Here is a 13,453-nt window from a genome sequence, read left to right as displayed (position 1 = left end):
AAAGACAATAGGGGTACCCCGGATGCGGACGGACTCAGTTTCGTGGAATGACGTTGGTGTGCCGTACCTCGTCAACCCGACGTGCGTCGAACAAGCGCTGGAGGAAGGGCTGTTGCCAGCGCTCCGCCTTTCCTTCGAACTGTCCGTATTCATCGAGATAGCCGCAGTCGTCGGGCCTGAGCGCTTCGAGTTCCGCAGCCGGGACCGACGCCGGATACAGCAGCTCCGTGTGGTGCAAGGCGTAGTAGACGCTCTCCACCACGCCGAGCTCCTCGGCGCGTTTCCGCACCGTGGGCCACTGGCTGTCCGCGCTGATCCGCCGACATCCCAGGGAGACGTCCAGGAACTTGAGAACCTCCATGTCACCGCCCTCGGTGACGTAATACAGCGAGGTTGCTTCCATGTGCAGATTGACGCAGAGGTCGATGAATTGATCCTCCGGTGCGAGGGCAGAGCCCTGTTCACCGCAGAGTGGCACCGTGGATCGCCGGGCGAGCAGCCCGCCCGTGAGCCGTGCACCGTTGGGGCGAGTCTGGAAGATGTCGGAGCAGATATCGACGATGAACGACTCGATGCCGTCGTGTCCGGATATCTTCTGGTAAGGCAGCTCGATGGGAACGTTGAGTTGCCAGAACACCTTCGTACGGCGGGTGAAGGGCTCGATGCGTTCACCGTCCGCCGACAGCTTGCCCTGGATGTAGCCGAGATCGGAGAGCACCGAGCCTGCGGCGTCGGCATGCTCCCTTTCCACGATGACGTCGAGGTCGCTGACCGGCCGCAACCCCACGTCACCGTAGAGGTGCTCTCCGAGGACGGGGCCCTTGCGGATCGCATAGGCCAGGCCGGACGCGTTCAGACCACGGATGACCTTCCCGAACTCACCTGCCAGGATCCGGTTTCGGTCTCTGTTGCCGTAGTAGACGAAGATGTACAGCCAGTGATAGGGGATGGGAGAGGGCCCCTGAGCGACGCGGTGCAGTCCGTGCCGGAGTATGTTCCTGGCCACCAACGGCAGCAGACGGTGCCGTGCGGCCTGGTCGACGAAGAAGCCCCAGTCGAGCCGCGGGCCGCTGTCCGTGAGCAGCTTTCGACAGAGCTCGACACGTTCCGCGCTGAGCTGGAGGTCGGCCAGCAGCAGGAGCAACTCGGTTTCCTGACGCTGCAGCGGTGCTTCCGACGTGTCCATGTTTGTTCAGTCCCCTCGATGAAAGCGCTGGAACACCTGAGCCCGGAGGCGCAGAGGCTGTGGTGTCACTTCCTCGCGGCCAGGGCCACGGGGACGAGGGCTTGGCGGTCCGTCTTTCCTCGGTCGTTCACCGGGAGACCGTCGAGTACCACGAATGCGGCCGGTACCAGGTGGGGCGGAAGTGTGCCGCGAAGCCGCTTCTCCAGTGCGCCCGCATCCAGCGACGTACCGCTGCACACGGCGACCAGGCGTCGCTCGACGGCCTCTTCGCCTACCGCGAGGACGACGGCGGCCTCCACACCCGGCAGCGCGCGCAGGTGATGCTCGATCTCTGCGGGTTCGATGCGGTATCCGCGGATCTTGGTCTGGTGATCGGTGCGGCCCACGTAGAGCAGTTCTCCTCCGTCGCTCCTGTGGACCACGTCACCCGTGCGGTACCAGAGACGGCCGTCGAACCGGACGAAGCGGTCCGCGTCGTCGTCGGCATTCAGATAGCCGGAGAACATCTGAGGGCCGTTGACGCACAGTTCCCCGTGACGAGGGTCCGGCTTGCCGGCCTCGTCGAGCAGCAACGCGTCATGGCCGGGAAACAGGTGGCCGATAGGAACGAGGCCGTGGGATCCGGCACCCCCGGTCGCCGGAGACCAGCGCTGGGCGGAGCAGGCGATGGTCAGCTCCGTAGGACCGTAGAGATTCTCCACGGTCGAGTTCGCGGCGGCCGTATGCCAGCTGCTCGCGTCCTCGTCCAGCAGGGCTTCTCCGCAGAACAGGCTCCATCGCAACGAGGGCAGGGAATCGGGCGCGAGCCCCCCGGACCGCCGGAGCACGGAGATCACACCGGGGACCGAGAACCAGACGGTGATGCCCTCGCGTCGCACGAACTGAGGCAGTCGTCCCAGTGCTGCCGGGTGGGTGTACACCAGGGTTCCGCCGCATGCCCACGTCACGAAGAGATCGAAGAAGGCCAGGTCGAAGGTGAGGCCGAAGGTCTGACTGAAGACGTCTTCCTCGGTGAAGTCGTAGCGGTCGAGCACGCTTCCCACGAAGTGCCGGACGTTGGAGTGGCTCACCGGTACCCCCTTGGGGCGCCCTGTCGATCCCGAGGTGAACAACACGTAGGCGATGTCGCTGAGTTGCTGTCGAGGAGCCAGAGGCTCGACGTCCTCCGGAGCGAGCAGCGGCACAGCGGACCCTGCCCAGGCCGAAGGTTCGACTTCGGGTGCGAGGACGGGGGGAAGGCCGACGAGCCCGGCAAGTTCCCTGACCTTGGGCGCACATACCGCGTCGGTGACCAGAGCATCCACCGGGTGGTCCCTGAGCAGCTCGGCGAGCCGGCTCACAGGCAGGTCCGGAGCCAGGGGCAGTACTGCCGCGCCCGCACACATGCCGGCCAGGACGGCCACGTATCCCGTGAAGGTCCTGTCGGCGAGGATACCGACGGACCGCGGCTCTCCCTCAGGATGCGTCGTCCGCAGTTGATCCGCCCAGCGGTCGGCGGTGGTCATGAGCTCCGCATAGCTCACGCTGCGAGTGCCGATGCGCAGTGCTTCGTGTGTCGGCACCCGCTCCGCACTACGGCGTACCTCGTCCTCCAGACGAGGCCTTGCGGCTACGCCACCGGGTTCCAACGACGTTCTGGGCACAGCTTCTCCTGTTTCACCAGCACTGCCCCGGAGTCAGGGGCGTGACCACAGTCATGGTGCCGTCACCGCGGTACCGGGAACAGAACCGTTCGGCCGCCCTTTCGGGCATACCCGTTCGTTCGCCCGGCACGGGATATCAGAGCAGAGCGGCGGTCTCCTGTACGAGTTGAACGACACGCTCGGGATGACTGATGTAGGGAGAGTGGTCCGACTTCCATTCCTGAACCGACGTGCAGCGGGCAGCCATGATCCGTTGAGTGGCGGGAGCGATGGCGCGGTCCCGTGCGCAGACGACGTACGTGGACGGGGTGTGCTTCCAGCTCTGGTGGTCGGGGATTCCCCGGCCGCAACCGGGTGTCTGGACCCGCAGCAGTCCCACAGCCCAGGCGGCGAGCGGAGCGGGGCAGCCTGAGTAGAAGACGTCGGAGGCCAGGTCCGGGTGGATGAACGTGGACTCCGCCGGTCCGGGCATGATGGCAGCTCGCAGTTCGGGCGAGATCCCTCCCGTGCTGGCCGCGCTCTCGCCTGCGTCCAGTGCGAAGGCCGACACATAGACGAGATGCGCTACTCCTCGCAGACCGGTGATCACTGAACCGCCGTAGGAATGCCCCAGGACGATGGGGGGCTCGTCGAGGCTGTCCACGGCAGCCTGAACCTCCGCCGTGTCCGCCTTCAACGATCCTCGGTGCAACTCGGGCACGACGACATGAGTCCCCGCGGCGCGCAGCCCCTCGGCGACCAGGTCGAAGTGCTGAGGGCAGTGGTACAGACCGTGAACGAGTACCAGACTGGCCATTTGAGGTGCCTTCCGAGATCCAGGACGGACGTGTCGTATGCGAAGTGGGCGGCGGTACGGCCGCTGCTGCCCGCCCTGGCCCGACTGGAGGGCTCCTGGGGCCGGGGTTCACGATTCCCTTCCGCCGCGGGCCGAGAAACAAGCTGATTCAGGTCACCCTTCCCCTCGGGCTTCCAGCGGTACGCGTCGCTGAGCGTCCAGGAGCGCGGTGAGGTCCCTTCTGGATCGGTGAACGCCCCTGAAAACCAGGCCCTCCGGCCGACGCAGGGTACGCAACGACTCCAACGGGTTGCCATCGAGCAGGAGGTAGTCGTCATCCGTATGCCAGTCGGCCCCTGCCGCACCCCGAAAGTGTCCTGCCGGAACCGTCGTGGCACACCGCAGCGCGTCCAGCGGGCTCAGGCCCGCCTGCACCAGGAGTGACAACTCGTGGTGCAGGGAGAAGCCGGGGACCAGATATGGATTGGGGGCGTCGGTGCCCGCGATGATTCGGACACCGTGCGCATGGAGGATCGCCACGATCTCCAGACAGTTCTCCAGTCGCCGCCGTGACAGAGCGACGACTTCCGGCCACACGGGTGCCAGGTCCCTCAGCCGGAAGTCCTGACGGGGGTGCCACTGGCGCACTCGTTCCGGCGCGATGTAGTCCAGCGCGGGATCTCGCAGGGCGGCCTCGGGCTCCTGGAACATCATCCGGTACAGAGACAGGGTCGGGCACACGGCGGTGCCCGACGCGGCCAGTTCGTCCGCCATGCGCTCGATGGCCTGCCAGTCGATCCCGGTCGTGCGGATCCTCAGCGCTTCCACGGCAGCGTGTCCGGGGCCCAGTTGCCGGTATCGACGCCCGAGGGAGCGTAGAGCTCGCGCGTATTCGGGCAGCAAGTGTCCGGTTTCCACGTTCTCCAGGTGTTCGATGCACGACATCCCCAGCCCGGCGGCCTCCTCGAACGTGAGGGCACCCGGGCAGTGGCCGACAACCTGGAGGCCGCGCTCGCGGGCGACCTCGCCGACTCCGGCCAGGGTCTCCCGGGTCACGTTCCCGTAGACCTTCAGCATCCGGTAGCCCTCGTCGGCGAGTTCGGTGGCCGCCTTGATGCCTTCGCCGTACGAGCGGCACTGAACGACACCGGGCCAGGTCGATGCCTGCGTCTCGGCCGGCCCGTCGATCACCGGGCTCGTCGTCAGCATTCTGGGCCCGAAGCCCGTTGCGTCCTTACCTGCAGCGAGCACCAGATGCTGCTCGCTGCCCCACATGTTCCGTACCCGGGTGACGCCGTTGGCCAGGTACAGAGCGCTGTCGTCGTCCCGGTGGTGGACATGACTGTCGTGCAGGCCGGGGCACAGGAAGAGGCCCGAGCCGTCGACGACCCGGCGGGGCCCGGTAGCCGTCGTTCGAGGATCGCCGGTCCGCCCGGCAGGGGTCAGGCGCCCGTCTGCCAGACGCAGCGTCATGCGGGGCCACAGACGCCCGCCCGCCACGTCGACCACCGTCACGTCTGTGACTTCGGTGGGTGCGTCGTCCCGCTGCCGTACCTGGGCGGAACGTGGCGCCTCCATTGGCAGGACCGTGCCTCGGCCTGACAACCATCCTGTACGTCCGTCGTCGTCGATGGTGCAGACGGCGTTCTCCTCGTCGTGCCGGATGTGCTGGGCGCCGATCTGAATCCGGTCCCACAGCGGCAACTGGACGTCCGCCGATTCGAGGTGTCGGACGAAGCCGGCCCAGTCGAGAGTCTCTCCGTCCCGCGCGCGGGTCAGCTCGTGGCGAGCAGCGCTCAGGTCCGGCGACGGACCCTGACCGAGGTGGTCCGCGAGCACGGTGTCGACCCGGCTCATGGCCGCATCGATGTCGAGTTCCAGACTCGGCACGCTGTCGTGCAGCCGGGAGAGACACGCATGGAGTTCCCCGGTCGCATCGGCATCCTCGGCGGCGATGAGCTCGCCGGCCAGCGCCGGGTAATCCTCCGAGTCGAACAGAACACCCGACTCGCGGACGATGTCGATGGGTTCGTCGGCGGCGTGGATGAAGGTCATCATCCGGTTCGTGCCGCCGAGTTCGTACCGAAGCTGGCCCTCCCTCCGTACGGACGGATACGCGGGTCCCTTCAGGCTCCGGAAGCGCACGGTGCCCGGCATGGTGAGTGGCGTCGTTTCGTCCCAGAAGGCGACCCAGAGCGAATCGCATGCAGGCATCAGCAGATCGGCGACGGACAGCCGGTCCAGTGTGGCCACATTCCACTGGTACCGCCACAGTTCACGTGCCCGGTACCGGTGCAGTCGCACCCGGCGGAAGGCCACCGGCCGGAATCCGTGCCGGCGCATGAATTCCAACGCCGTGGGGATCCGTCTGCCCACGACCGCTTCGGGTTTGAAGGTGATGACCGCGAGCCTCTGCAGTACGGCTCCGGCGCGCCGGCCTCCGATCGACTGGAAGGCCGCGGCGGCTTCACGGAAGCCGGTCTCGCGCGCGAACTCTGCGGCCTTGGCATCGACGACCGTCAGCGGTCGCCACCACGCAGGGGCAGGAGCCATGTCGTCCTTCCTCTCTCGACAGCAAGCTCTACGGATGTGGCGGGGGTCAGAGCCTTGTGACGTTCGCGCCGACGACGCGCCCCCGGGTGTCCAGCACCCGGCGCGCGCTCTTGGCGATCTCGTCCAGGTCGTAGTAGCTGTGGGGCTGGAGGAACACGGTCACCTCCGCCTCGGCGAGGGCGGCCTGCAGATCGGCCACCCGGCCGAGCCGCTCGCCGGCGACCTCCCAGGCCGGAACGAACGGGTCATGGTAGGTGACCTCCGCCCCCAGGGCCCGCAGCCGCTCGGCGACGACCAGACTCGGTGACTCCCGGTCGTCGGCGATGTCCGCCTTGTACGTGACTCCGAGGAGCAGCACGCGTGTGCCCTTCAGCGCGAGCCCGTCCTCGTTGAGCAGACGCATCACGCGGTCGACGACGAAGGCAGGCATCCTCTGGTTGATCTCCTGGGCCAACTCTACGAAGCGGAAGGGGTATCCGAGTGTCCGCACCCTGTGGGAGAGGTAGCTCGGGTCGATCGGGATGCAGTGTCCGCCCACGCCCGGCCCCGGGCGGAACTCCTGGAAGCCGAATGGCTTGGTCGCGGCGGCGTCGATGGCCTCCCACAGGTCGATGCCCAGTTCGTGGCAGAAGACCGCCATCTCGTTGACCAGGGCGATGTTGACCTGGCGGTAGGTGTTCTCCAGAAGCTTGCTCATCTCGGCAACCGAGGGAGAACTGACCCGGACCACCGTGTCTGTGAGGCGTTCGTAGAAGCGCACCGCGGCATCCGTGCACTCCTGCGTGATGCCCCCCACTACCTTGGGTGTGTTTCGCAGAGAGAAGTCGGGGTTGCCCGGATCGATCCGTTCCGGCGAGTATGCGAGATGAAATTCCCGGCCCACCCGTCGGCCGTCCCGCTCCAGCATGGGGAGCAGGACCTCCGATGTCGTACCCGGATAGGAAGTCGACTCCAGAATCACCAGAGCCCCCGGGCTCATGGTCCGGGAGATCTGGTCGGACGCGGCCTTCACGGCGTCGAGGTCCGGAGCGCTGTCGCGCAGCGGCGTGGGTACGCAGATCACGACGACGTCCGCGAAGGCGAGACAGCGCGCATCGGTCGTGGGCACGAATCCGACGGCCAGCGCCTGGGCAACCTGTCCGTCCGTGATGTCGTCCACATGGCTCCGGCCGGCTACGAGCCCGGCGACACGACCGGCGTCCTGGTCCAGGCCGTCCACCCGCAGGCCGGCTCGCGCCGCTTCCAGCGCCAGCGGGAGCCCGACGTATCCGAGGCCCACGACCGTCAACCGGCATGGCTTGGTCACAAAGCAGCACTCCCCACGGTGTCACTGTCTTCGCCCAGCGCCGTACGAGGCACGAGCAGCACTCTGTCATTGAGGTAATCCGCTATTGAGATGACCTCGCCGGAGCGGGAGACCCTTGCGAGACGCGGGTCGGAGAGGCAGTCGACGGCATGGCCACGGCGACGCCCGTACACACCCGTCACCAGACCCGCGCGTGTCATCCGGACGATGCGGTGGTTCCCACTGTCGGTGACCAGCAGTTGATTGCCCATCAGATCGATGCTGCGGGGCGCGACGAACGGCGAGGAGGCCCCTGAGGCGGACCTCGGGGCGAGGACACGCAGCCGCGGCGCACGGTGGGGGAGGACTGCGATCTGGTCATGACCGGTATTGGCGAACCAGACCGCGCCTTCGTCGTCGATCACGGCGTCGTGGACGTCATCCAGGGGCAGACGCGTCACGTCCGCCCGGCCCAGGTCGGTTCCGGCCTGTTCACCGCACCACGCATGAAGCACGTCGCCGGTGTGCGGGTCGAAGAGCAGCACGGCGTTGAGCCCGGTGTCCGTCACGAGCCACCCCGAACGGCTCTTGCGTACGGCATGTGGATCGATCAGGGCAAGAGGCCTTCCGGCGAGGGACAGGCTCAGCTCTCGCCAGTCGTCGGCACCATGACCGTCCGACAGAAGAATCCGTCCGTTTCGACTGTCGGAGACGACCGTGGAGCCGTCGATCACCGATGCGTTTCGGGGCCAGAACAGGTCACGCCCGACGGCGGATGCCGTGTGCCGGACACCTTGGCCGTCCACGCCGAAGGAAGTCACACGGTTGTTGTACGAATCCGCAACCAGGTACCCGGCCGGAGTCGGTTCCAGGGAACGAGGAAGATGAAACGTGCCCGCTTCCATCGGGGCGTGACCATGAGCGGCGACAACCCGGCCATGGAGATCCACTTCCAGGACGCGGTCGTTCCCCGAGTCGGTGATCAGGAGCCCGCATCCGTCAACGGAGACGGATATCGGATGCCACAACCGCCCCGGCCCGCTCCCGGCTCTGCCCACGCCCCCGAGCGACCAGACAACTCTGCCCTCCCAGTCCACGAACAGGACCCTGTGGTTGCGCGTATCCGCGATCGCGACTCCAAAAGGCAGCGCGACAGCATGCTCCGGGCTGGTGAGGCAACCCTCCTGGGACGAGGGGTAGTTACTGCGCCCGTACTGCCACACCAGCTCCCCCTTGAGGGAGACCACGACAACGCTCTGGCTTTCACGGTCGCACAGGAGGTAGTGGTCGGCGCTGACAGGAACGGCCGAGCGAACCGACCTCAATGGGAAGGGGACCGGAAGACGGTCCACGGTACGGCCGTCCGGCGACACCAGGAACACCGACTTCTGCGTGTCGTCGCTGACGAGCCACCGGTCCTGCCACTGGCAGGCGAACCACGGGGAGACTCCGGGCAGATCCAGGTGTCCACGGATGTGGCCGTCACGGTCGATGCGGGTCAGCCTGCCGATCTCCGGCTGCGCGACGACGGCATGGCCCTCGGCGCACCGCGAGACACCACGCGGGCCGACCAGCCCTGTGACCGTCTTGTGGGCGCCAGGGGCACCACGACGGATGATGTCCGCGCTTCCGGACCAGTACGAGACGGACACCAGTACGTCGCCGTCGAGCGCGACACTGCCGGTCCGCCAGTCGTGCGGCTTGTCCGGCGTGGTTTCGCCCGGCGTGTAGGCGAGGCCGATCTCGACGACTCCACCGGGGAGGCCGGCCGAGATCGGCACGATGAGCTCCGTCATCACTGTCCCTTCGGCGCGGAGGCTCGGCGGCGGCCGGCGTAGCGATCTCGAACTCGCCCGAGCAGCCGACGTGTCTTCAGTGAGAGCGACAGGACGCTGCGCTTGCCGTCGACGTAGACGTACGGACCGGAGACCGAGAGGGTGTGGGGTCCCACCGGGTACCGACCTGCACCGAAGGGCCCGATCCGGGCGACCTGGACTTCCTCGAACTCGGTCGGCGTCAACGTCAGTACTTCATTGACGACCATCCGCCATCCGTATCGCCCTGCGTCGTCCTGAGCAGGACGGAGCAGCTTTCCGTCACGTACGAACGGGGCTCCGGCGGGACGGCTGGAGGTGACGTCACTCTTCACAGGATTGCCCGGATGAGGGCTCCAGGGTCCCCATGGGCTCGGCGCGAACCAGACGTACAGATCGGTATCGCGCGGCGCGAAGCAATCCGTGTAGAACATCCACCAATAGCCGTCCCACCAGAAGACAGTGGGGTCGCCGGCGGCGACTCCGGAGAGGATGTCGCGGTCCTTCTCCAGGCGCGGGGGGTCCTGCACCCGGTAGATCGACACCGCGTTGTTCCAGCCCGTCTCCGGGACGCAGAGCGTCTCACCGTCGTACTCGATCAGGCTGGGGTACGACATGTGGAACGGCTCGTGCGCGACCACCTCGCCCTCGCTCGACCAGCCGTCCGCCTCCGAATACCTCGTCGCGATCAGCCGGCCGTGCCGCGTCATATGGTCGAACTCCTCGGCGTAGACCACGCCGGTGCCGCCCGGCAGCGGTACCGGGTCCGCGATGTAGGTGCCCGGCCGGGTGCCGGGATGCCAGTCGACGAGGTCTCCGGTCACCGTTCCGTCCATCACCTTCTCCACCGGTGCCTTGACCACGCCGATCGACCAGTACGTCTCTGTGAGGGCATCCCGCACCGCCTTGCGACAGCGCCTGCTCAACACGGTGAGGGCGAGCCGGGTGCGCCAGAAATGCCGGGGGGTCATACCTGCGGAGGTGGCCGGTACGTTCTCGTGTGCCGTCCCGGAGCGCACGAGCCCGAGCCGCACAGCCCTGGCCGCGCGAGCGGGGAGTCCGACAGCGCCCGACAGAACACTGTCCGTCGTCCTTGCGGCAGACGTGGGGACGACGCCGTACACACCCTCCACGAGCACCCGGCAACTGCCGTCGCGAGCAACGTCGACCAAGCCCGCGGATATCGTCAGGTCTCCGCGGATCAGGGCGCGCGCGGCCATCCTGGCCGGCGGAGCGGGAAACGAGAATCGCCACACCCCGTGGGCCGGAACGTCGAACACGATGTCGTGGCCGCTCTCCCGCAGATCGATAACGATGTCGATGTCGTGCTCTGCCAGCCAGGCCGTCGTGCTCTCCGGCTCGACGTCACGGCAGGGCCACGGCACGGACTGCGGAGGCGAGTCTGCAAGCTCGCCCGATCGTCTCGCCGGACCTCGCAGGATGGTCACGGCTCGTCCCCGGGAAGGGGCGGGGACCCGGAGCAGCGCCACGCACTCGTCGCCCTGGGAGGTCAGGCTCTCCACGCATCGCTTGTGCCATCGCCGCAGACCGGCAGTGTCGATGAGCACGGCGAATCGCAGCCCAGTGCCCGGGTCGAGTGCGGGAAGAGGCGAGCGGGCAGTCAACGGTCCCACCCCTGAGGCGCGAATCGGTTGGCTGGGCGCGCAAGGCCGTAGTGATCACGCAGTGTGCTGCCCTCGTACTCACGACGGAAGACACCCCGGTCCTGAAGGATCGGCACCACTTGGTCGACGAAGGTCTCGAGCCCCGAGGGCATCACCGCAGGCATGACGTTGAACCCGTCCGCGGCACGGCTGTCGAACCAGTGCTGCATCGAGTCCGCGATCTGCTCGGCGGTCCCCGTCACCGTGCGGTGACCGCGACCGGGGCCGAGCCTGGCGATGAGTTGACGGACAGTCAGGGAATCGCGCCGGGCGATGCCGACTATCAGGCTGAACCGGCTCTTGACGTCTTCGATCTCGCCCTCGTGAGGAAGGTTCACGGGCAGCTCATGGTCAAGCTGGAGTTCCTCCGGAGACAGCCGGAGCCGCGAGGCGAGCTGGAGTTTGGCGTACTCGGGAAGGATGAGCCGATCGAGTTCCTCGGCCATCGCGCGGGCCTCGTGCTCCGTGGCGCCGACGATGGGTACGAGCCCCGGAAGGATCTTCACGTTGCGGGGATCACGGCCTGCCTGCACCACTCGCTTCGCCATGTCGGCGTAGAACTGCTGTGCCTCTTCCAGGGTTTGCTGCGCCGTGAACACCGCTTCGGCGTACTGCGCGGCGAAAGCGCGGCCGTCCTGCGAGGAGCCGGCCTGGACGAGCAGGGGCTGCCCCTGTGGGCTGCGAGGCACGTTGAGTGCGCCCTCGACCCGGAAGAAGGTTCCGGCATGGGCGGCAGGGTGAATCTTCGTACCGTCACCCCAGACGCCACGCTCCTTGTCCGCGACGATCGTGTCGTCCTCCCAGCTGTCCCACAGGCGCTGGGCGACCTCCACGAACTCTGCGGCTCGCAGGTATCGCTCGTGATGCGGAGGTGAGTCGTCGAGGCCGAAGTTGCGGGCAGCGGAGGCACCGGAACTGGTGACTATGTTCCATCCGGCCCGGCCCGCGCTGATGTGGTCGACCGACGCCAGACGGCGAGCGAGGTTGTACGGATCGCTGTAGGTCGTGGATGCCGTTGCGATGAGCCCGATGTGCCTGGTCGCGCAGGCCAACGCCGTCAGAACGACGGTCGGCTCCAAGGTGCCGGAGGGGCGCCGCCGTATGTCCGTCGTGAGCTTGGGGTTGTCGGCCAGGAAGACCGAGTCGAACTTCCCTCGCTCGGCTATGACGGCCACGTTCCGGTAGTGCTCGATGTTCGTGTCCGCGACGGGGTCGCTCTCGGGCAGCCGCCAGGCCGCCTCGTGGTGACCGGCGTTGTGGAGAAAAATATTGAGGTGCAGAGTGCCGGCCCGTCTCGTACTCACTGCTCGCTCCTGCGTATGCATAAGTGTCTGCGGCTTGGGTGCACACAAAGGCCGGCTGCACAGCCGTGCGGCCGAGTCTCGAGCAGGCCCCGAAATCATTGGGTTCAGCAATCGAGGAACACCGTCCCAGATGCTCCTTACTCACCCGCCTTCCCATTACCGAGAGCGGGCCGGGCCCGGGTTCACAGCAATACTCCGGTTTCCGATCAGCTGATGCGGATCCAGCCCCCGAGCGTTGCTGCGGCATGGGCTGACTGAAATCTCATCGACACCATGGCGTGAACGTGCACAGCAACCATGGTGCGTCCTGCGTGTGCCTGTCAAGATCAAAAAATGCCGAACCAGGTGGCACTTGGTCCCTTAGGTCTGGTTTGACCTGCCGATTGCCCTTGTGGGTACGTCACTGACGCCAACGGCTTCGACGCGCTCCCCGCTGCACGTGCAGACGGCGCTCCCTCGGTGGTTGCGACATTCTGTGAACGTGCACATGTGCTCGGCACAGCTCTCCATCGAAGCCAGTGGATGCGGGGCCAGAGGTGCCAAAAAAGAACATGTTGCTGGACAAGGGGATCGCCGTCGGTATACAAGTACCTCCGGACATTGCGAGCAGCACCGTAGGTTCGATGGCCTGCTTGCGTTCTCCGGACGACTCTATTCCTCCTTGTATCGCGAGGAAATGGGGCCTTGCCAAAGGAGATCCGACCGTGTTTCAGTCTCTTCGGTTCACGGTGGAGAGCGCAGAGACTATCTCTGTTGTTCAACCCTGCAACAAACTCTGCCGTTGAACTATCCATCCACCCAGAGAGGAATCCCTATGGACGCCTTGACTGCAATTGAAGAGCTGGATCTTCACGTCGACGACGTGCCGGCCGCGGCTCAGGAAGTGCCCGCTCAGCTCGGTACGTACGCTCCGTCCCAGCTCGGTACGTATGCGCCGACTCAGCTCGGTACGTACGCTCCGTCCCAGCTCGGTACGTACGCTCCGTCCCAACTCGGTACGTATGCGCCGACTCAGCTCGGTACGTACGCGCCGACCGTCTAACAAAAGCTCTTAAGCGAGCAGGGATATGGCGCTGGAGACCGGCTGTCCGGCGTTCGGTGCCATATCCCGGCCGGCGTCGGCGCAGAAGCAGACGAATCACGCCCAGACTCCGAAGAAGATGCCTTGGTACACATTCCGTCAGCCGAACCGCTTTCTCATCCCCTTCCCTGCGGCGCGGCAAAGAATT

Annotated in this window: 9 protein-coding genes; 1 reads left to right on the top strand and 8 read right to left on the bottom strand. The window is 66.4% G+C overall.

Annotated elements, in window-relative coordinates:
- Positions 1 to 34 precede the first annotated feature (34 nt).
- The 8 genes from ACFWBQ_RS02295 to ACFWBQ_RS02260 form a co-directional block, all read right to left on the bottom strand.
- Complete coding sequence (locus tag ACFWBQ_RS02295; RefSeq protein WP_385482996.1) at positions 35 to 1,186, bottom strand: nucleotidyltransferase family protein; 1,152 nt, start codon at positions 1,184 to 1,186, stop codon at positions 35 to 37.
- 65 nt (positions 1,187 to 1,251) lie between these two features.
- Positions 1,252 to 2,829, bottom strand: coding sequence for an amino acid adenylation domain-containing protein (locus ACFWBQ_RS02290; RefSeq protein ID WP_385482994.1), 1,578 nt, complete (start codon positions 2,827 to 2,829; stop codon positions 1,252 to 1,254).
- Between the two features lie 136 nt (positions 2,830 to 2,965).
- On the bottom strand, positions 2,966 to 3,625 hold the full coding sequence (locus tag ACFWBQ_RS02285; protein WP_385482992.1) for an alpha/beta hydrolase: 660 nt from the start codon (positions 3,623 to 3,625) through the stop codon (positions 2,966 to 2,968).
- A 153-nt stretch (positions 3,626 to 3,778) separates the two neighbouring features.
- The gene (locus tag ACFWBQ_RS02280; RefSeq protein WP_385482990.1) at positions 3,779 to 6,157 is read right to left on the bottom strand and encodes an amidohydrolase family protein; all 2,379 of its coding nucleotides are present in this window, start codon (positions 6,155 to 6,157) and stop codon (positions 3,779 to 3,781) included.
- A 46-nt stretch (positions 6,158 to 6,203) separates the two neighbouring features.
- Positions 6,204 to 7,463 (bottom strand): nucleotide sugar dehydrogenase, encoded by a 1,260-nt coding sequence (locus ACFWBQ_RS02275; RefSeq protein ID WP_385482988.1) that lies wholly within the window; start codon positions 7,461 to 7,463, stop codon positions 6,204 to 6,206.
- The gene (locus ACFWBQ_RS02270; protein ID WP_385482986.1) at positions 7,460 to 9,238 is read right to left on the bottom strand and encodes an NHL repeat-containing protein; all 1,779 of its coding nucleotides are present in this window, start codon (positions 9,236 to 9,238) and stop codon (positions 7,460 to 7,462) included. The genes ACFWBQ_RS02275 and ACFWBQ_RS02270 overlap by 4 nt, the downstream gene beginning before the upstream one ends.
- Positions 9,238 to 10,779: a hypothetical protein gene (locus tag ACFWBQ_RS02265; RefSeq protein ID WP_385482984.1), complete on the bottom strand. Its 1,542-nt coding sequence runs from the start codon at positions 10,777 to 10,779 to the stop codon at positions 9,238 to 9,240. The genes ACFWBQ_RS02270 and ACFWBQ_RS02265 overlap by 1 nt, the downstream gene beginning before the upstream one ends.
- Before the next feature lie 98 nt (positions 10,780 to 10,877).
- On the bottom strand, positions 10,878 to 12,224 hold the full coding sequence (locus tag ACFWBQ_RS02260) for an LLM class flavin-dependent oxidoreductase (protein WP_385482982.1): 1,347 nt from the start codon (positions 12,222 to 12,224) through the stop codon (positions 10,878 to 10,880).
- 814 nt (positions 12,225 to 13,038) lie between these two features.
- Between ACFWBQ_RS02260 and ACFWBQ_RS02255 the strand changes: the two genes are divergently transcribed.
- On the top strand, positions 13,039 to 13,266 hold the full coding sequence (locus tag ACFWBQ_RS02255; protein ID WP_385482980.1) for a hypothetical protein: 228 nt from the start codon (positions 13,039 to 13,041) through the stop codon (positions 13,264 to 13,266).
- Positions 13,267 to 13,453 lie beyond the last annotated feature (187 nt).

It is taken from the genome of Streptomyces sp. NPDC060035, assembly GCF_042736635.1.
Taxonomy (GTDB): domain Bacteria; phylum Actinomycetota; class Actinomycetes; order Streptomycetales; family Streptomycetaceae; genus Streptomyces.
This window is presented reverse-complemented; position numbering and strand designations above follow the sequence as displayed.

What these genes read in the sequence shown, in the direction of transcription:
- ACFWBQ_RS02295 (WP_385482996.1), bottom strand. Translation starts at nt 1,186, where the DNA reads ATGGACACGTCGGAAGCACCGCTGCAGCGTCAGGAAACCGAGTTGCTC.
- ACFWBQ_RS02285 (WP_385482992.1), bottom strand. Translation starts at nt 3,625, where the DNA reads ATGGCCAGTCTGGTACTCGTTCACGGTCTGTACCACTGCCCTCAGCAC.
- ACFWBQ_RS02280 (WP_385482990.1), bottom strand. Translation starts at nt 6,157, where the DNA reads ATGGCTCCTGCCCCTGCGTGGTGGCGACCGCTGACGGTCGTCGATGCC.
- ACFWBQ_RS02270 (WP_385482986.1), bottom strand. Translation starts at nt 9,238, where the DNA reads ATGACGGAGCTCATCGTGCCGATCTCGGCCGGCCTCCCCGGTGGAGTC.
- ACFWBQ_RS02255 (WP_385482980.1), top strand. Translation starts at nt 13,039, where the DNA reads ATGGACGCCTTGACTGCAATTGAAGAGCTGGATCTTCACGTCGACGAC.